We start from the raw sequence: 19118 nt of genomic DNA on the forward strand, positions 1-19118 counted from the left end.
TAACAATCGACCCCTTTTATTCAATTAATCTTAAAAATTAAAAGAATGAAAGGATTTATTTTTTTTGGACTTCTCGCAGGTCCATTCTACTTTGCACAAAACACCGTGCAAGATTCCATCAAAACCAAGGAAATTGAAAGCATCAATTTTCTGAAACGACTTCCGGTCACCAAAGAAATCATCAACGTTGAAAAAGATTTAGGTTCAAAAAATCTTGGTCAGGATTTGCCGATTTTATTAAAGAATCAGATGTCTGTAATTTCCACATCTGATGCCGGAAATGGCGTTGGTTATACCGGATTTAGAATTCGCGGTGTAGGCGGAACCGCAATTAATGTCATGTTGAACGGTGTTCCTTACAATGATTCTGAAAGTCAGGGAACTTTTTTCGTAAACGTCGGTGACTTGACCAGTTCCGCCTCGCAAATTGTAATTCAGCGTGGCGTGGGAACTTCTTCGAATGGTGTTTCTGCTTTTGGAGCCAGTGTTAACGTACTTACCAAAAGTCCCGAGGAAAAATTTTATGTTAAATCTGATGACTCCTACGGATCCTTTAGTACTTATAAATATTCGGCAGAAGTCGGAAGCGGAAAATTCTGGAAAGACCGACTTTCCGTAATGGGACGGTATACCACGATTCATTCTGATGGTTACATTGACCGCGCTTTTTCTGATTTAAATTCCTACAACTTCACCGCCCTTTTTGAGGAGAACAAAACCAAAATTCGTCTGATGGCTTTTGGTGGAAAGGAAAAAACCTATCAAGCCTGGAATGCCATTGACAAAAAAACTTGGGAAACTAATCCGAAGTTCAATAATTCCGGTGCAATCTACGATGCAAACTGGGAAAGCATTATTGGTTTTTATGATAACGAAACTGATAATTACAGGCAAAATCATTATCAACTACTGTGGGAACAAAACTTTAACGATCACTGGAACTTAGAAACTACTTTTCATTACACCAAAGGAAAAGGATATTATGAAAACTACAAGCAAGATGCAAAGTTTTCAAAATACAATTTGCCAGACTTAACCACTGATAATCAAACCATTAAAAGAACAGATTTCATTCGTAAAAAATGGCTCGATAATGATTTTTATGGTGGAGTTTCTACGCTTTACGGAAAGTTTGAAAATCTGGACTTGAACTTTGGACTCGTTGGAAATCAATATGAAGGGAAACATTACGGAAATGTTTCAGGAGTTTATTTTCCTGAAATTTTCGAGCATGAATATTATAGAAACAATGGAACAAAAACCGAATTCGCAGGTTTTGCAAAAGCAATTGTAAAATTAAATCAGTTTGAGTTTTATGGAGATTTGCAATTAAGAAACATAAATTACGGCACCCAAATTCTTCAGCAAGGCGATAATGAAGGCGTAGACTTAAATAAAAACTGGTTGTTCTTTAACCCAAAAGCAGGAATCAATTATAATATTAATGCGGGGAAATTATTTTTCTCTTATGCTCATGCGCACCGCGAACCAAATAGAGACGATCTCTTTGCAAATCCAGAAATCCAGCCAGAAAAACTTCACGATTTCGAAGCCGGGTTGGAAAAATCTTTTGGTGCAGTTTCTTTTACCACCAATTTATATTATATGAATTATGAAAATCAACTGGTGTTAAATGGTCAGATTAATGACATCGGAGAATTCATCCGTGTAAATTCAGGAAAGAGTTATCGTATGGGAATTGAAGTTGGTGCTTTGGCAAAACTTTCCAGCCAATGGAATGTTTCCGGAAACTTCACTTTAAGTAAAAATGAAAATAAAGATTTTATCAACGAAACCGAAACTGGTTTTGAAAGTTTAGGAAATACTCCGATTTCATTTTCACCCAATATTATGGGAAATGTTGTAATCAACTATTTGCCAACCTCTAATTTTAGTTTATCTATTCAAAATCAATATGTTGGAAGCCAATATCTAGACAACACCAATAGTGAAAATTTAAAACTCAATGATTATTTTTTAACCGACTTTAATGCAAAATACACTTTAAATTTAAAAATAACCGAAGTCGATTTAAAATTATTAGTTAACAATCTATTTAATAAGAAATATGTGAATAATGGTTTTGTTTATGATCAGAATCCTTTTTACTTTTCGCAAGCCGGAACGAACTTTATGTTTGGTATGAGTTTAAAATTTAAATAATCCCGAAAAAAAAAATAGGTCTTTGTAATAAACTGCTCCATTTCTAAAGATTTGGAGCAGTTTCTATTTTCATAAAAGAAAATCAGTGTAAAAACGCATGAAAGCAAAAGTGCAATTTCAAAAATAAATAAAGACCTGTATTCTAGAAAAGTCCACTTATTTTACTAGTTTTATTATTTTGATTACATCAGTCAAAAAACATAAATTTGCACCCATATGAATTTTTCTTTTTTACTTCTTGAATATCTTAAAAAACAAGCCAGCGTTTCACTGTCTGGTTTTGGAACATTTTATTTGCGCACCATCAACGCTGTGCTCGATCAGGAAGGTAAAAACATTTTGCCTCCAGGTGCAGAGGTTGCATTTAAAACAGAAAGTTCTGGGGAAGAAAATAAATTTGTTCAGTTTCTATCCCAGCAAAAAAACATTTCTTTAATCGAAGCAGAAATTGAAATTAAAAAGCAAATCAATTATTGGAATGCGACACTTTATAAAGAGAAAAAATTTTTAGTAGAACATTTGGGAACATTTTTTCTGGAAGACAACAAAATGGTTTTTGTCGGAAACAGAACCGAAAATTTGTCGCCTTCTTTTTATGGTTTAGAAGAAATTAATATTTCAGAAATAAAAAACAGTCCAAATCGAAAAAGCAATTCTTACCAAATGAGCAAGTCGTTTATCTGGATCGGTGCTTTACTCATCGGCGTTTTAGGACTTACTTATTTCGGTGTTACGCAACCAGAAATGATTTTTGGCAATAGATCTTTTAAAAAGGAAATACCAAAAAAAGAAATAATTCCTATTAAAAAAGACAGTATAAAAATAGATTCACTTGCCGCAGTTCAACTTAAGATTGATTCACTTAAAAATGATTCTTTGCAAAATGCGATTGCTCCAGTAAAAACTCCAGCAAATAAATGGAGTTCAAAAAATTATTCAAAATCTAAATGGAAAAAACCAAAAAAGCCTCAGAATCGCTAACCATAATGACCAATATCGTTTTACCGAATGAAACGAATTCTTTAAGAAATCTTTTCGGAGGCGAACTTTTAGCAAAGATGGATCGATGTGCTTCGATCTCGGCAGCAAGACATTGTGAAAGACGTGTAGTAACCGCTTCCGTAAATCACGTATCATTTGACCACCCCATTCCAGAAGGTGGAATTGTGGTTTTAGAATCTAAAGTTTCGCGTGCATTTTCAACTTCCATGGAAATTTATGTTGATGTTTGGTTAGATGATCCAATTAATCAAAAAAAGATTCATACCAATTCAGGAATTTACACTTTTGTCGCGGTTGATGAATTTAACCGACCCATTCCAATTCCACAAATGACTCCAGAAACCGACCAGGAAAAAGAAAGATTCGAAGCAGCCTTGCGTAGAAAAGAACTTTCCTTAATTCTTTCGGGTAGAATGAAAGCCACAGATTCTGTAGAATTAAAGAAACTTTTTGGTAGTTAAAAGTTAAATACTTTAATATAAATTGCCTTAGTATTTCAAAAAAATTAGAAATGAAAATTCTGCTGCTCGATAAAAACCATCCGTTAATTACAGGACAACTTTCTGCGAAAGGATTTTTGTTTGAAGAAGATTTCACCTCGTCTTATGAAGAGGTTTTGAAAAAAATCGCGAATTACGACGGAATTATTATTCGAAGTAGAATACCTCTTGATAAGAATTTCCTGGAACATGCCAAAAATTTAAAGTTCATTGCAAGAGTCGGTGCCGGCATGGAAAACATTGATGTCGATTTTGCAAAAAAATCTGGAATCGCACTGATTAGTTCACCCGAAGGTAATCGCGATGCAGTTGCAGAGCAGGTTTTAGGAATGCTTCTCATTTTAATGAACCGATTATTTATTTCTTCCCTAGAAGTAAAAAATGGAATTTGGAAAAGAGAAGAAAATCGAGGCGATGAATTGCTGGGCAAAACGGTCGGACTTATCGGTTACGGAAATATGGGTAAAGCGGTAGCAAAAAGATTTTCAGGATTTGGATGCAAAGTGATTTTCTATGATATTTTACCAAAAATTGGTGATGAATTTGCAACGCAAGTTTCATTGGAAACATTAAAAAAAGAAGCCGAAATTTTAAGTATTCACCTTCCGATTACGAAAGAAACTCATTATCTAATAGATGAGAAATTTATTTCGGAAATGGCGAAAGAATTTTATTTTGTGAATACCGCGCGAGGAAAAAATGTAAAAACGACAGATTTAGTATCAGCAATTAAATCAGGAAAAGTAAAAGGCGCCGCACTCGATGTTTTAGAATATGAAAAAGCGTCATTCGAAAATCTAGATGCTGTAAATGAAGATTTACAGTTTTTACTCCGTTCCGAAAAAGCAATTGTAACACCACATATTGCAGGTTGGACAATTCAAAGTAAAGAAAAATTAGCACAAGTTATCGTTGATAAAATTCTGGCTCAATTTTCTTAAACTTAACATTTCTTTATGACTTCGGTCTTATTCTTTTTGGTCAAAATCCCTTATATTGCGGTGCTTTAAGCCAAAAACTTTTTAATGAAATTTTCCAGATCCTTATTTTTCGTTGCCCTACTTTCATTTCTATTTTTTTCTTGTAAAAAAGAAAGTTCGGAAGAAGAAAACGCCAAAACCAGTTTACCAAATTTCGGAAATGTTAATCTCGATGAGATCTTCACGAAGAAAGATCGAAAATTAGAACACAAAGATTCCATTGTTTCAGTCCTTGATCGGTATTACAAAAATATTTGGGAAAAAGGTGATTTGTGGGGCGGATTCCTGGTTGCAAAAGGTGATGAAGTTCTATACGAAGGTTACCGCGGTTTTGCACAAGCCAATAAACAGGAACCTATTAATGATACTATAGCACTGCATGTTGCATCGGTTTCAAAAACACTGACCGCAATGGCAACACTGAAATTAGTGGAGGCAGGAAAAATTAAATTAGAGGATCCTTTGACTAAATATTTCCCAAAATTTCCTTATCCACAAGTGACCGTTTTCACGCTGTTAAGTCAAAGAAGTGGTTTGCCGAAATACGAACATTTTATTGAAAAAATTACGCCTGCACCGAAGGAACTTTCAAAGAAATACCTGACCAATCAAGATATTTTAAATTTACTGATTGAATATAAACCAGAACTCGCCCGCACGACTGATACAGGCTTCATGTATTGTAACACGAATTATGCGATGCTGGCTTTATTGATTGAGAAAGTAACTGAAAAGTCCTTTCCGGAAGCGATGAAGCAAATGGTTTTTCATCCATTAAAAATGAAACATTCTTTCATATTTGAAGAAAAAGATACTTTGACTGCTGCGAAATCTTTTTACCAAAAAGGACCTAGAGTTTATCCTTACGATCGACTTGATTTAATTTACGGTGATAAAAATGTGTATACCACACCACGGGATTTATTGAACTTTTCTAAAGCACTTTATTCTAAAGATTTTCTGCGGGCAGATTTAAAGGACAGGATCTTCGAACCTTACAGTAATGAAAAACCTGGTGTAAATAATTACGGTTTAGGTTTTCGTATGAAAATCTTTAATGATCATGAAAAACTCACTTACCATAATGGTTGGTGGCACGGAACGAACTCGGTATTTGCACATTTACAAAACTCCCAGGTAACAATCATCGCCATTGGAAACAAATATTCTAATCGCGTTTATTCCGCTTTGGCTTTATCGGGAATATTTGAAAACTTGCCTGTAGAAAAGGAAAAAATGCTAAAAATGCTAAATGAAACCGACACGCTGAAACAGAATCAGGGGAATGACAGTTACAGTGAATAAATTTCTTAATTTTGCACAAATCCTTTTCATGAAAAGATTCCTCTTTCTGGTTTTCATCAGTTTTTTAATGGCTTCTTGTGCTCGAGTTGGCTCGCCTGTTGGAGGTGCAAAAGATAGCATTCCCCCGCAAGTAATTGGAAGCAACATCGACAGTCCAAGAGTTAATGTGCCGCGTGACATCAGAGAACTCAGAATTGATTTTGATGAATATATTACACTTAAAGACATCAACAAACAGTTGATCATTTCTCCACCTTTAAAGAGAATCAGCAAGATTCTTCCTTCTGGAATGGGCAATAAATATCTTCTGATAAAATGGGCCGATACTTTAGAAGCGAATACTACCTATAATTTTAATTTCGGAAATGCCATTGTAGATAATAACGAAGGAAATGCTCTTGGTTATTATAATTTTGCTTTTTCTACGGGTCCAAAAATCGACAGTCTTTATATTAGTGGAGAATTAAAATCACTTTTTATTGATCAAAATAAGAAAGCCGATGAATCCAATATGGTGGTTGGATTATACCAGGAAAAAGACTCCATGGATTATCGCCAAAAACCTTATTACATTGCGAAAGCAGATCCAGACGGCTATTTTGAACTCAACTATTTAGCACCGGGAAATTATAGAGTTTTGGCTTTTGAAGACAGCAATGCAAATTCTGTGTATGATATTGGTAAAGAAAAAGTAGGTTTCCTTAAAGATAAAATCACTTTAGATAAAAGTATTTCGGGTTTAGATATTAATCTTTATCCATCAAAAAAAACATTGAAATATTTAGAAATGAAAGAAATACCAGGTGGGATTTTAATGACGTTTGAAGGAAATCCAACTGATGTAAAAGTAGTTTCGCTCAATGAAAAACTGAAAGATTATAAAGTAACACATTCGCCGAAATCAGATTCTGCTACGATATGGTTTAACGCACCCGCGCAAAATATCGGAATCACAAATAATGAAAATCTGAAATTCAGTTATGATAATGGTGTAAAAAAAGATAGTGTTTCACTTTTCTATCGCTATAATACAAAGAATGAGATGTCGATTTCCAATAACGGTGGAAATTCTTTAGCACCGAAACAGGATTTTGTGGTGACTTCTAATTATTTCGTTGATAAAATTCAGCCTGAAAAATGGACCTTGGTTTCCGACAGTATTAAACAGGATTTTACGGCAGAAATTTCTGAAAAGAATCCTTTTGAAATTCATATAAAATCCGATTTTAAAGAAGGAAAAAAATATTCGTTGACGATTCCAAAAGAAACCGTTTCTTCTTTTTTTGAAAAGAATAAAGTCTCAAAACGTTTTGATTTTGAAGCAGATAAAATAGAAAACTACGGCGAAATATTGGTGACTTTAGAAAATGCTCCGGAACAAAAATTCTGGATTCAAATGATTAATGAAAACGGGTCCGTTGCTTATTCAAAATATGGAAATGAAAAACAAATCAATTTCAAATCCATAAAACCAGGAAAATATGAACTTCGTATGTTGGTCGATGCTAATGAAAATGGAATCTGGGATTCGGCAGATTTTGCTGACCATACTTTCGCAGAACCAGTATATGTTTTAGACAAAAAAATAGAGGTAAGACCACTTTGGGAAATCCGTGAAACCTGGAGAATCCCCACAGAAATCCCCGAAAACACGGGAGATCTCAAAAAGAGTCCAACCGAAAAACCTATAATTATAGCCAATCCTAAATGAAAACTTTTTTAAATATTATTTATTGGTTTCTAATCGTAATCGCAGTGATACAGTTTTTCCCAATTGACAGAACCAATAAGCCAGTCGATTCTAAAGTTGATTTTGCTAAGGTTTATAGTACTCCGAAAAATGTAGAGCGACTTTTAAGAAACGCATGCTATGATTGTCATTCCAACGAAACGGTTTATCCGAAATATGCTTATGTCGCGCCGATATCCTGGTCCATTAAACATCACGTTAATAAAGGAAAAAAATACCTTAATCTTTCTGAATGGGGAACTTTTAACCGAGATCTAAAAAAGAACATGCTCGATATGACCGTAAATTCTTTGAAAATATATACGATGCCGATGCCAGGTTACGTGGCTCAACATCCGAATGCAAATCTTACCAAAGCTGAAAGAACATTGCTTATCAATTATTTTGAAAACATTGTAAAAACAGGGAATTACTAAATTCCTAAACTATCGAAAAAGGACTAATGCAATTGCGTTAGTCCTTTTATTTTATATTTAAATGAGATTAAATTACTGTGCTCTCGGCATTCTTGGTCTGCTGAAAATCGACATTAAAACTCCGGCAAAAAGACCAATCGTTTTCACTGCTGAGAATTGTGAATCAACTGGAATGAAAGCCCCAATTACACAAAGTGCTGCTGCCGCATACATTGGATAAAGGAAATTTTTATTGCTCAATGTTGGTGCCTGAACAAAGAAACTTGCACCGATTAAAATGTAAAATAATTTTTGATAAAGAAATTCATTAATTTCTGGAGAAAGGAGATTAAAAAATCCAATCAGGATGCAGACTAAAGCACCGATTGATAAAATTCCTTGAATAGTTGCTGTATTTGTTTTCATTAATAACTTTCGTTTTCATTAGGGAAATCCCCGGTTTTCACATCTTTTACAAAACTGGAAACTGCTCCAGTAATTTCGGTGTATAAATCTAAATATCTTCTTAAAAATTTCGGGGAGAAACCTTGGTTCATTCCAACCATATCGTGATAAACAAGAACTTGTCCGTCACAACCTGCGCCTGCTCCAATTCCGATTGTAGGAATAGAAATACTTTCTGAAACTCTTTTTGCAAGATCAGCTGGAATCTTTTCCAGAACCAAAGCAAAGCATCCTAATTCTTCGAGTAAATTAGCATCGCTCATTAATTTTTCCGCTTCCGAATCTTCTTTTGCTCGTACTTTATACGTTCCGAACTGGTAAATTGATTGGGGCGTTAAACCCAAATGTCCCATTACCGGAATTCCAGCATTGATGATTTTGGTAATTGACTTTTCTATTTCTTTTCCACCTTCAATTTTCACTGAATGTGCACCACCTTCTTTCATCATTCTTACTGCAGACTCCAAGGCTTTCTCAGAATTACTTTGATAAGAGCCAAAAGGCAAATCTGCAACAATTAGAGCGCGATCTACACCGCGGACCACGCATTGAGTATGATAAATCATTTGATCCAAAGTAATAGGTAGCGTAGTTTCATGTCCCGCCATAACGTTGGCAGCAGAATCTCCGATTAAGATTGCGTCAATTCCACCAGCATCCACCATTTTCGCAGTGGTGAAATCATATGCGGTTAGCATGGTGATTTTCTCTTTGTCGAATTTCATTTTTCGCAAAGTTTCGGTGGTAATTTTTTTTATTTCTGAATGTACAGACATAATAAAGTTTGGTGTTGGTTGTATAAGACCTTGGTATAGAAATAAATTCTACTGGATTACATGATCACGTGACCTAATCTGATTAATTTTTCGTGGTTCAGGATTTTAATGTTTCTCCCTTCTACTTCGATTAATTTGTCTTGTTTGAACTCTGAAATCAAACGAATCGCACTTTCAGTAGCCGTACCAATGATGTTGGCAATCTCTTCTCTTGTTAAAGAGATCTTGATAAATCCTTCAGGATCTGTTCCTAATTTCTGTTCCAATAATAGCAGGATTTCTGCCAATCTTTCCCGAACTGTTTTTTGTGCTAAAAATGTAACGGTGTTTGAAGATTCACCCAATTCAAAAGCGATTTTTTGTAACATCACAAATGAAAATTTTGGGGCTACTTCTAAAAGGTACAGGAATAAATCAGATGGTAAAAAAGTGGCTTCGACTTCGGTCATGGCTTCTGCTTTCGCTTGAAAGTCCTCACCACAAAGCAAAGAACGGTAACCAATTAAATCCCCTTCTTTAATAAAACGAAGAATTTGGTCTTTACCATAAACTCCTTGTTTGGATAATTTGGCGGTTCCTCTATTCAAAAAATAAACACCATTTGGTACTTCTCCATCTTCGAAAATAATTCCACCTTTATTAAATTTCAAAATTTGCTTGGCTGAAATATACTTTTCAAAATCTTCTTTAGACAGCATTTCTTCAAATGACGCATCATTAAATACTCTCTGTAAATTCTCCTCGATTAGGGTTTGTTTTTCTAACGACATAATTGCATGACATTTATCAGCAAAAATAGGACATTTAAAACCTTAAACAAATATATTTATCATAATTTTGCGAACTAAAGTTTATATAAATTGTCAGAAAACTGTTTTCACTGCGGCCAACCAATAGAAAAAGAGCGCATTAACTTCGATGAAAAATCATTTTGCTGTAACGGATGCAAATCTGTCTACGAAATTCTAAGCATGAATGATCTGGGGAATTTTTATGAAATGAATAAGAATTCTGGCATCAGACCGAATGATGATAATACGTCGCAATTTGATTATTTAGACACTCCTGAAGTCTTTACTAAAGTCACCGATTTTTCTGAAGGAAACACGACATTAGTTACTTTCAAAATTCCAGTGATTCACTGCTCATCTTGTATTTGGCTTTTAGAAAGTTTACAGACCCTTAATAAGAACATTAATTATTCTCAGGTCAACTTTACCAGAAAAAATGTTCAGATCTCCTTTAATCATCACGAATTAAAACTCAGCAAACTTGCCAAGTTCCTTACTAATTTAGGCTACAAACCTGTTGTTAATCTGGAAACTGCGGAAAAAAAAGAAGAGCGTTTCGATAAAACGTTAGTTGTAAAATTAGCGATTGCAGGATTTGCTTTTGGTAACGGAATGTTTTTGTCTTATCCAGAATATGCCGAACAGGTGATGGGTACAACAGATTATTGGATGGATACTTATAAAAACCTGTTCCGTTTTATGATGTTCCTTTTGGCAACTCCGGTTGTTTTTTATTCGGCTGCAGATTATTTTAAATCAGCGTGGTTCGGATTGAAAAACAAAATCGTGAACATTGATGTTCCTATTGTTCTGGGAATCATCATGCTTTATGGACGAAGTATTTACGAAGTTGCAACCGATTACGGACCTGGATATTTCGACACTTTATGTGGACTTTTATTCTTCATGTTGTTAGGGAAACTTTTTCAGAAAAGAACTTACAACGCCTTATCTTATGACAGAGATTATAAATCGTTCTACCCTATCGCAGTTACGAAAGTAGATTTCGAAGGGAAACAACAAAATATCTTATTAAATGAACTGAAAATCGGGGACCGAATTATGGTTCGTAATCAAGAGATTATTCCGGTGGATGTGATTTTAATTCAAGGCGAAGGAAATATAGATAATAGTTTTATTACAGGTGAAAGTGCTTCAATCCCCAAAAAACCGGGAGACAAAATCTTTGCAGGTGGAAAACAAGTTGGTTCTGTTTTAGAATTAGAAGTTATTAAAGACGTTAATCAAAGTTACTTAACCCAACTTTGGAACAAAGAGGCTTTTAAGAAATTCGAAACCGGATTGGATACGATGACCAATGATCTTAGTAAATATTTCACTTTTATCATTCTGGGAATCACCCTTATTGCCGGTATTTATTGGGGCCAGCATGATTTCGAAAAAATGTTCCAAGTCGTTGCTGCAATTTTAATTGTGGCTTGTCCGTGTGCTTTAGCGCTCTCAGCACCTTTTACTTTAGGACACATTATGCGGATTTTGGGAAGAAATAAATTCTATGTAAAAGATACTTTGACCATAGAAAAATTAGCAAAAATAGACACCCTCGTTTTTGATAAAACAGGTACTATTACTCATAATAAAAAGGCGAATATTATTTTTGAAGGAGAGGAGATTCCGGAATTTGATTTAAAAAACCTAAAGAGCTTATTAAAGAATTCGAACCATCCATTATCAAAAAGTTTATATCACTTCTTAGAAGTTGACGAAGAATATTTCCCAATCGAAGATTTTGCAGAAACTCCTGGAAAAGGATATGTAGGAAATGTAAGAGGAAAAACTTATAAAATTGGATCAGCGACTTTTATTGGTCAATTATCCAAAAATTTAGAAACTGCAGTTTATATTTCCAGAGATGGGCAGTTTTTGGGCAAGTATATTTTCACCAATGAGTATCGGGAAAATATGTCGGAAATGTTTGCTGATTTAAAAGAGTATCATCTTAATATTTTAAGTGGAGATAACTCGTCGGAAGAAGCCTCTTTAAAACAGTTGGTTCCCAATGTGGAGAAAATGAAATTTAATCAAAGTCCGGAAGACAAGTTAAATTTCATAAAAACACTGCAGGATGATGGTAAGAAAAAAGTAGCAATGCTTGGTGATGGATTGAATGATGCCGGCGCATTGAAACAAAGTAATGTGGGAATTGCGGTGGCTGATGATACGCACTCGTTTACTCCTTCTTCAGATGTGATTATGGCAGGCGACCGAATGAATGAGTTGAAGAAATATTTTGATCTATCAAAAGATGCGGTGAAAATCGTAAAATTCACTTTTGGGATCAGTTTATTTTATAATGTTATTGGACTTTCATTCGCAGTTACTGGTCATTTATCACCTTTGGTAGCGGCGATTTTAATGCCGATAAGTTCTATTAGTGTAGTGATTTTCACCTCACTTGCGACTTGGATTAGGTCGGCAAAATATTTTAAAATTAATCAACAGAAAAACTAAACTCACTTATTTAGAAATATTTTAAATTAACGATATTTAACATTAAATGATGAATATCATAATTTTTCAGTATTTTTGAAGCGGTTAAAAACTAAATTTGCACTCGCAATGGATATATTATATTTAATGATTATTTGCAGCGTTTCATTGGCTGTTATTTTCTTGATCATTTTTATAATAAGTGCAAGAAATGGCCAGTTTGAAGACGATGAATCCCCTGCAGTTCGTATATTATTGGATTCAGAAATTATAAAAGAAGATTCGGAAGTTTCTAAAGAAACAGAATCTGTAAAGAAATTAGATCAAAGAACAGAAGAAAAAAGTGATTAGTATATATGGAAACACAGAAGTTTAGTTATGACAATAACATTGTGCGAGCCTTCCTTTATGCAACAATAGTATTTGGTATTGTTGGATTTTTATTGGGACTTACCGCAGCCTTAATGTTATTCTATCCAGAACTTCCAGAATTTATTTTTGGAACTGACGATGCAACAATTAAAAGTTTGCAAAGTGGAAATCTACAAGGTCTCATCAATAGCCACGGTGCTCTTGGTTTTGGCCGTATCAGAATGCTGCATACCAGTGCGGTGATTTTTGCATTTGTTTGTAATGGTTTCTTTGCCGGAGCTTATTACTCATTGCAAAGACTACTTAAAACAAGAATGTATAGCGATACGCTTTCTTGGATTCACTTCTGGGGATGGCAATTCATGATTGTAGCGGTAGTTATTACTTTCTTAATGGGGATAAATACCTCAAAAGAATATGCAGAACACGAATGGCCAATTGATATCCTTATTACAGTTATCTGGGTTGTTTTCGGGATCAACATGTTCGCTACGATTATCAAAAGAAGAGTTCGTCACCTTTATGTTGCTATTTGGTTTTACCTAGGAACATGGGTTGCGATCGCAATGCTCCACATCTTCAACAACTTAGAAGTTCCTTTATCATTTACAGGATGGAAATCTTACTCTGCTTATGCGGGAGTTAAAGATGCCTTGGTACAATGGTGGTATGGTCATAATGCCGTAGCATTCGTATTAACAACACCTGTATTAGGATTAATGTATTACTTCTTGCCTAAAGCAGCAGACAGACCTATCTTCTCTTATAAACTTTCAATTATTCACTTCTGGTCATTGATCTTCGTTTATATCTGGGCAGGACCTCACCACTTGCAGTATACAGCAATACCGGGTTGGGCACAAGCGTTAGCAACAGGGTTTTCGATTATGTTGATCGCACCATCTTGGGGAGGAATGCTGAATGGTTTATTAACCCTTCGTGGAGCATGGGATAAAGTTAGGGAAAACCCGATTCTTAAATTCTTTGTTGTTGCAATTACCTGTTATGGGATGGCAACTTTTGAAGGTCCAATTTTAGCAACAAAAACTTTAAATAAAATTGGTCACTACACGGACTGGGTTATTGGTCACGTTCACATTGGTGCACTAGGATGGAATGGTTTCATGACTTTCGGAATGATCTATTATCTAATCCCAATTATGTGGAGAACGAAAATCTGGTCTGTAAAATTAGCAAACTGGCATTTCTGGCTGGGAACTTTAGGAATTATTTTTTATGCCGTTCCTTTGTACATCGCTGGATTTACCCAAGGTTTAATGTGGAAACAATTTAATCCAGACGGAACATTATTATACAAAAACTGGTTAGATACTGTAACGGCAATTATTCCTTATTACGAAATGAGATTCGTAGGTGGATTATTGTATATCGCCGGAGCAATCTTAATGTGTGTGAATGTTGTTGCAACAGTTAGAAGCGGATCATTCCAAAAGAATGTACCTGCAGAAGCACCTGCATTAGCGAAAATTTCAAAACAAAGAAAAGAAGGAGAAGGTCTTCACCTTTGGATCGAGCGTATGCCGACACTTCTTACCGTGTTATCATTTATCGCGGTAGCCATTGGAGGTTTTGTTGAAATTGTTCCTACTTTATTAATTAAAGAAAATGTACCAACTATTGCAGCGGTAAAACCTTACTCACCACTGGAATTGGAAGGTAGAGATTTATACATCAGAGAGGCTTGTAACTCTTGTCACACTCAAATGATCAGACCATTCCGTGATGAAGTTGTACGATTCAACGGTAAAAATGGGCAGTACTCAAAAGCAGGTGAGTTTATTTATGACAGACCTTTCCTTTGGGGATCAAAAAGAACCGGACCAGATTTGCATAGAGAAGGTGGTAAAAACCCAAGTTCTTGGCATTACAAACACATGTTGAACCCTAGAGTAACATCTGCTGGATCAATTATGCCACGTTACCCTTGGTTAATTGCAAGAGATTTAGACAGAAGTCAAATGGTTGCAAAAATAGAACTCATGAAAAATGTGTTTGATGTACCTTATACCAAAGCGCAGATTGATTCTGCAGATTCTTGGGCAGATAATCAAGCAAAAGCGATTGTAAAAGATATTTTTGCAGAAGCAGCTGATGTTAAACAAGCATATGCAGCAAAAAAAGAAGCAGATGGTGCTAACTTCGTTCCGCTTGAGAAAAAAGAGATTATCGCTTTGATTGCTTATTTGCAACGACTAGGAACCGATATCAAAACAACAGAAATTCAAACCGCGAGTACAAACTAAATTCATTTAAAAAGGAGCTAAAATGATACCTCAAAGCGTAAAAGACATCTTATCAAACGGCGAAAATGTTGGGTTCTACCAAACATTGTCCATGATATTATTTTTAATTTTCTTTTTAGGTATCATTTTTTATGTTTTTTCAAGACCGAAAAAACATTACGATAAAGAAGCTAATGCCCCTTTAGATGATGATATTGAAGATCAAGATCTTTAATCAAAAAATTAAACTATTATGAAACAAAGAAGCCCCGTATATGTAAGCATCGCTTCCATCCTTACGATTTTATTGGTTGTGTATTATATGTTTGTACAAGATGCAACATTCCTGTCTTCTCCATACTTTTGGGGAACAGTAGTGATCTCTGTAATTCTTGCCATGATTCATCATACAATTGGTGACTTGATTGAAAACGACCAATTTAAGAAGTTAACCGATGCAGAAAAAGCTGAGTATTTAGAAGCGAAGAAAGTTCCTTACTTCAAAGCCTTATACCAAAGTGCATTTAAAAAGCAAACTGCAACAGAAGAAAAAGACATTCTTATCGACCATGGTTTCGATGGAATTATGGAATTAGACAATCAATTACCAAAATGGTGGTTGGGTCTTTTCTGGTTCGGTGTTGCTTACTGTGCTGTTTATATGATTTCTTACTTTACTACAGATTTTGCACACCAATATGTAGAATATGACGCTGAGTATAAAGCACAGACTGCAAGTATCGCAGAATATGTTAAAAATACGCCAGCTCCAACTATTGATAATGCAGTTTATTCTCCAGATAATATTGCTGCTGGTGAAGAAGTATTTAAAACAAACTGTGTATCTTGTCACAATGCAGGAGGTGCAGGTGGAATTGGACCAAATTTAACCGATAACACTTGGATTAACCAACCAGAAAAAACATTATTCAAAAATGTATTCCACATGGTTGAAAACGGAAGTCCAAACAATCCTGCGATGCAAGCATTTGGTAAAAATGGTGTTTTAACTGGTTTCGACATTCAGAATGTTGCAGCTTATATTTATCACATCAACCAAGAGCAACCACCAATTACGGTTGCAGAAGGTGGAGCAGCTCCGCAAGGAACTCCAGCGAACTGGGAAAAATAAGAACTAAAAAAATTACTATGAAAACATAATTCGTTATCTTTAATCAATTAAAGGTAACGGATTATGTTTTTTTTAATTTAAATAAATGATGTCAGAAGATAACAATTTCAGAGGCGGACAAGGACAGGTAATTGAAGCAGAAACTTTTAGAGATTCTGTGGGAACCATGGAACAATCTGGTAAACGCAGGTGGGTGTTTCCTAAAAAACCTTCCGGAAAATACACCAATTACAGAACCCTAGTAAGTATTATCTTACTTGCTTTATTCTTTGCAATTCCATTTATTAAGATTAATGGAAACCCTTTTTTACTTATCAATATTCTTGACCGACAATTTTTTATTCTTGGTCAACCTTTCTTTCCACAAGATTTTTTCATTCTTGCTTTAGGTGCGATTACATCAATTGTGTTTATCATACTTTTTACCGTAGTTTTTGGTAGAATTTTTTGTGGATGGATTTGTCCACAAACAATTTTCCTCGAAATGATTTTCAGAAAAGTTGATTATCTGATTGAAGGAGACCGTAACAAACAAATGAAATTAGACCGACAAGAATGGAATGCAGAAAAAATCTGGAAGCGTTCACTAAAGTATTTTGTATTTCTTGTTATCTCATTAATCATCACTCACTGGATGTTTATGTACATCGTAGGATACAAGGAGGTGTTTAACATTATGCAACAAGGACCATTTGCAAACTTCTCAAATTTCATGGTCATGATTATTTTTACCGCTGCATTTTATTTTACATTTGCTTGGTTCAGAGAGCAGGTTTGTACTTTGGTTTGCCCTTATGGTAGATTGCAAGGTGTTTTAATCGATAAACAAACCATCAATGTTTATTATGATTTTAAAAGAGGAGAAAATCGTTCTAAATGGAGAAAAGGCGAAGATCGTACTGCAGAAGGTAAAGGCGATTGTATCGACTGTAACCAATGTGTAGTCGTTTGCCCAACCGGTATTGATATTAGAGATGGTCAGCAATTAGAATGCGTAAACTGTACGGCTTGTATTGATGCTTGTGATGAGGTCATGGTGAAAGTTGGACTTCCGAAAGGACTTATTCGATATGCGACTGAAGACGAAATAGAAAAAGAAATTCCTTTTAAATTTACCAACAGAATGAAGGCTTATTCTGCTGTTTTACTCTTAATGATAGGATTCTTAGGATTTTTATTAAGCAACCGAGGAGCCATGGAAGCAAAATTCATCAAACCTGCAGGTTCTACATTCTTTGTGAGAGACGGTAACATTACGAATATCTATAATTACACCTTCATCAATAAATCAACAAAAGATCAAGTTGTAACCATTAAAGTGATCGAGCCAGAGCATGGTAAAATAAGTTTAAGTGGTGATGAAAAGATCATTCTTAAAAAAGATCAGATTACAAAAGGAACTGTGAACATCAGTTTCCCAGAAAAAGAAATTAAACTATCAAAACAAAAAGTAGAAATTGGCGTTTATGATACAACAGGAAAATTACTAGACTCTTTCGATACGAGTTTCGAAGGACCATTTAAAATTCAATTTTAATTAAAGATATGTTCAAAAAATTTAGCTGGGCACACGGAGTTGCACTGGCATTAGGATTATTTATCGCGTTTATTTTGTTTATGGTTTTTGGATTTACCTACGGCCAACAAACATCTGAACTTGTGTCAAATGATTATTATGGTGACGAATTGGTTTATCAGGACGTTATAGATGCGAAGAGAAATGCAGAAAAACTGCCAGAGATCCCAACATACAAAGAACTTGCAGAAGGAATGAAAATTACTTTTCCTGCCGCAGTTACTCCCGAAGACAAACACGTAAAATTTGAACTTTTCCGCACAGATGATGCTAACCTTGATGTGAAAAAAGAAGTTGATTTAGATGCAGGAAATGAGATTCTTATCCCAAAACAAGTAATCTCTAAAGGTTCTTATACTTTAAAAATAAAATGGTCACACGCTAAAAAACCGTATCAAGTAGATTACGACGTGTTATGGAAATAGCCCTTATTATTTCTGCTCTAGGTCTAGGGTTTGCTTCTGGCTTTCACTGTATCGGAATGTGCGGGCCTATCGCTCTGTCGCTTGGATTAACAAAGAAACAAGCAACTAATTTCTACCTTCAAAATCTCACTTATCAGTTTGGTAGAATTGTAACCTACTCTATTTTAGGCGCAATTTTAGGAATCATCGGAAAAGGTTTTGAGATGGCCGGATTTCAACAGTATCTAACCATAGGCGTTGGAATTCTTTTAATTGTGATGGCAATATTTTCTTTTGGTGGAAAAGATTTTGCGTCGAAAATCCCTTTTCTAACTTCATCATTATTAAAGGTAAAATTAAACCTATCAAAACTTCTTCAAAAAGCCGATTACAGATCGCGTTTTGCCACAGGTTTATTGAATGGGCTTCTTCCTTGCGGTATGGTTTACATGGCTTTAACGGCAAGTTTAACTGCCGGAGGAATTTGGCAAAGTGCTCTGTTTATGAGCCTTTTCGGCTTGGGAACATTACCGTTTATGTTTGCTGTAGTACTTTTAGGAAATTTAATGACGACTGCCTTTAGAATTAAAATTTTAAAGTTCGTTCCTTTAATGATGATTGTATTGGGTGGACTATTTGTTCTTCGTGGCATGGAAGTCGGGATTCCTTACCTTTCTCCTAAAAAAGAAGCCATGAAAGTTATTCATAATGATTCGCCTGACCATTTAAAAGGGAATCACGAAAGTTGCCATTAGTCATCTATTTTTCAAATATTAAATAATTGCTTTGGTATTCAATTTGAATATCAAAGTT

General features: G+C 34.9%; 18 protein-coding genes. 15 read left to right on the forward strand and 3 right to left on the reverse strand.

Translation table 11 applies throughout. The annotated features are described in order from the left end of the window. The first annotated feature begins 45 nt into the window (after window positions 1-45). From PUH65_RS01375 to PUH65_RS01405, 7 genes are all read left to right on the forward strand, one after another. Window positions 46-2163: a TonB-dependent receptor gene (locus PUH65_RS01375; protein ID WP_305518062.1), complete on the forward strand. Its 2118-nt coding sequence runs from the start codon at window positions 46-48 to the stop codon at window positions 2161-2163. 216 nt (window positions 2164-2379) lie between these two features. Beyond that, complete coding sequence (locus tag PUH65_RS01380; protein WP_305518063.1) at window positions 2380-3144, forward strand: hypothetical protein; 765 nt, start codon at window positions 2380-2382, stop codon at window positions 3142-3144. Further along, the gene (locus PUH65_RS01385; RefSeq protein ID WP_305518064.1) at window positions 3111-3626 is read left to right on the forward strand and encodes an acyl-CoA thioesterase; all 516 of its coding nucleotides are present in this window, start codon (window positions 3111-3113) and stop codon (window positions 3624-3626) included. Before PUH65_RS01380 ends, PUH65_RS01385 begins: the two co-directional genes overlap by 34 nt. 50 nt (window positions 3627-3676) lie before the next feature. Further along, complete coding sequence (locus PUH65_RS01390; protein WP_305518065.1) at window positions 3677-4606, forward strand: 2-hydroxyacid dehydrogenase; 930 nt, start codon at window positions 3677-3679, stop codon at window positions 4604-4606. Between the two features lie 84 nt (window positions 4607-4690). After that, window positions 4691-5950, forward strand: coding sequence for a serine hydrolase (locus PUH65_RS01395; RefSeq protein WP_305518066.1), 1260 nt, complete (start codon window positions 4691-4693; stop codon window positions 5948-5950). Between the two features lie 28 nt (window positions 5951-5978). Next, window positions 5979-7661: an Ig-like domain-containing domain gene (locus PUH65_RS01400; protein ID WP_305518067.1), complete on the forward strand. Its 1683-nt coding sequence runs from the start codon at window positions 5979-5981 to the stop codon at window positions 7659-7661. Beyond that, the gene (locus PUH65_RS01405; RefSeq protein ID WP_305518068.1) at window positions 7658-8116 is read left to right on the forward strand and encodes a heme-binding domain-containing protein; all 459 of its coding nucleotides are present in this window, start codon (window positions 7658-7660) and stop codon (window positions 8114-8116) included. Before PUH65_RS01400 ends, PUH65_RS01405 begins: the two co-directional genes overlap by 4 nt. A 72-nt stretch (window positions 8117-8188) precedes the next feature. Here the strand turns inward: PUH65_RS01405 and PUH65_RS01410 are convergent, their stop codons facing one another. Genes PUH65_RS01410 through PUH65_RS01420 form a run of 3 tightly spaced genes read right to left on the reverse strand, consistent with a single transcriptional unit; the run spans window position 8189 to window position 10106 of the window. Beyond that, window positions 8189-8521 (reverse strand): hypothetical protein, encoded by a 333-nt coding sequence (locus PUH65_RS01410; protein ID WP_305518069.1) that lies wholly within the window; start codon window positions 8519-8521, stop codon window positions 8189-8191. Continuing rightward, complete coding sequence (gene panB, locus PUH65_RS01415) at window positions 8521-9336, reverse strand: 3-methyl-2-oxobutanoate hydroxymethyltransferase (RefSeq protein ID WP_305518070.1); 816 nt, start codon at window positions 9334-9336, stop codon at window positions 8521-8523. The genes PUH65_RS01410 and panB overlap by 1 nt, the downstream gene beginning before the upstream one ends. Window positions 9337-9392: 56 nt before the next feature. Further along, entirely contained in the window at window positions 9393-10106 is a 714-nt protein-coding gene (locus PUH65_RS01420) for a Crp/Fnr family transcriptional regulator (RefSeq protein WP_305518071.1), read from the reverse strand. Between the two features lie 90 nt (window positions 10107-10196). Between PUH65_RS01420 and PUH65_RS01425 the strand changes: the two genes are divergently transcribed. The 8 genes from PUH65_RS01425 (at window position 10197) to PUH65_RS01460 (ending at window position 19060) form a co-directional block, all read left to right on the forward strand. Continuing rightward, entirely contained in the window at window positions 10197-12599 is a 2403-nt protein-coding gene (locus PUH65_RS01425; protein ID WP_305518072.1) for a heavy metal translocating P-type ATPase metal-binding domain-containing protein, read from the forward strand. 108 nt (window positions 12600-12707) lie between these two features. After that, window positions 12708-12929: a cbb3-type cytochrome oxidase assembly protein CcoS gene (gene ccoS, locus PUH65_RS01430; protein WP_305518073.1), complete on the forward strand. Its 222-nt coding sequence runs from the start codon at window positions 12708-12710 to the stop codon at window positions 12927-12929. Between the two features lie 5 nt (window positions 12930-12934). Next, on the forward strand, window positions 12935-15214 hold the full coding sequence (gene ccoN, locus PUH65_RS01435) for a cytochrome-c oxidase, cbb3-type subunit I (RefSeq protein ID WP_305518074.1): 2280 nt from the start codon (window positions 12935-12937) through the stop codon (window positions 15212-15214). Between the two features lie 22 nt (window positions 15215-15236). After that, entirely contained in the window at window positions 15237-15428 is a 192-nt protein-coding gene (locus PUH65_RS01440; protein ID WP_305518075.1) for a cbb3-type cytochrome c oxidase subunit 3, read from the forward strand. A gap of 18 nt (window positions 15429-15446) precedes the next feature. Then, a complete protein-coding gene (locus tag PUH65_RS01445; protein WP_305518076.1) occupies window positions 15447-16325 on the forward strand; it encodes a c-type cytochrome in 879 nt (292 codons plus the stop codon). Window positions 16326-16413: 88 nt separating this feature from the next. Continuing rightward, entirely contained in the window at window positions 16414-17862 is a 1449-nt protein-coding gene (gene ccoG, locus PUH65_RS01450) for a cytochrome c oxidase accessory protein CcoG (RefSeq protein ID WP_305518410.1), read from the forward strand. Between the two features lie 8 nt (window positions 17863-17870). Continuing rightward, window positions 17871-18326, forward strand: coding sequence for a FixH family protein (locus PUH65_RS01455; RefSeq protein WP_305518077.1), 456 nt, complete (start codon window positions 17871-17873; stop codon window positions 18324-18326). Then, entirely contained in the window at window positions 18317-19060 is a 744-nt protein-coding gene (locus PUH65_RS01460; RefSeq protein ID WP_305518078.1) for a sulfite exporter TauE/SafE family protein, read from the forward strand. The genes PUH65_RS01455 and PUH65_RS01460 overlap by 10 nt, the downstream gene beginning before the upstream one ends. Window positions 19061-19118 lie beyond the last annotated feature (58 nt).

This window comes from Kaistella sp. SH40-3 (genome assembly GCF_030686865.1).
GTDB lineage: Bacteria > Bacteroidota > Bacteroidia > Flavobacteriales > Weeksellaceae > Kaistella.

Excerpts from the sequence above, each read along its gene's own strand:
- PUH65_RS01385 (WP_305518064.1), top strand. The coding sequence starts at position 3,111 with ATGGAAAAAACCAAAAAAGCCTCAGAATCGCTAACCATAATGACCAAT.
- PUH65_RS01410 (WP_305518069.1), bottom strand. The coding sequence starts at position 8,521 with ATGAAAACAAATACAGCAACTATTCAAGGAATTTTATCAATCGGTGCT.
- panB (WP_305518070.1), bottom strand. The coding sequence starts at position 9,336 with ATGTCTGTACATTCAGAAATAAAAAAAATTACCACCGAAACTTTGCGA.
- PUH65_RS01455 (WP_305518077.1), top strand. The coding sequence starts at position 17,871 with ATGTTCAAAAAATTTAGCTGGGCACACGGAGTTGCACTGGCATTAGGA.
- PUH65_RS01375 (WP_305518062.1), top strand. The coding sequence starts at position 46 with ATGAAAGGATTTATTTTTTTTGGACTTCTCGCAGGTCCATTCTACTTT.
- PUH65_RS01395 (WP_305518066.1), top strand. The coding sequence starts at position 4,691 with ATGAAATTTTCCAGATCCTTATTTTTCGTTGCCCTACTTTCATTTCTA.
- PUH65_RS01420 (WP_305518071.1), bottom strand. The coding sequence starts at position 10,106 with ATGTCGTTAGAAAAACAAACCCTAATCGAGGAGAATTTACAGAGAGTA.
- PUH65_RS01460 (WP_305518078.1), top strand. The coding sequence starts at position 18,317 with ATGGAAATAGCCCTTATTATTTCTGCTCTAGGTCTAGGGTTTGCTTCT.
- PUH65_RS01445 (WP_305518076.1), top strand. The coding sequence starts at position 15,447 with ATGAAACAAAGAAGCCCCGTATATGTAAGCATCGCTTCCATCCTTACG.
- PUH65_RS01390 (WP_305518065.1), top strand. The coding sequence starts at position 3,677 with ATGAAAATTCTGCTGCTCGATAAAAACCATCCGTTAATTACAGGACAA.
- PUH65_RS01380 (WP_305518063.1), top strand. The coding sequence starts at position 2,380 with ATGAATTTTTCTTTTTTACTTCTTGAATATCTTAAAAAACAAGCCAGC.
- ccoS (WP_305518073.1), top strand. The coding sequence starts at position 12,708 with ATGGATATATTATATTTAATGATTATTTGCAGCGTTTCATTGGCTGTT.
- PUH65_RS01400 (WP_305518067.1), top strand. The coding sequence starts at position 5,979 with ATGAAAAGATTCCTCTTTCTGGTTTTCATCAGTTTTTTAATGGCTTCT.
- ccoG (WP_305518410.1), top strand. The coding sequence starts at position 16,414 with ATGTCAGAAGATAACAATTTCAGAGGCGGACAAGGACAGGTAATTGAA.
- PUH65_RS01405 (WP_305518068.1), top strand. The coding sequence starts at position 7,658 with ATGAAAACTTTTTTAAATATTATTTATTGGTTTCTAATCGTAATCGCA.
- ccoN (WP_305518074.1), top strand. The coding sequence starts at position 12,935 with ATGGAAACACAGAAGTTTAGTTATGACAATAACATTGTGCGAGCCTTC.
- PUH65_RS01440 (WP_305518075.1), top strand. The coding sequence starts at position 15,237 with ATGATACCTCAAAGCGTAAAAGACATCTTATCAAACGGCGAAAATGTT.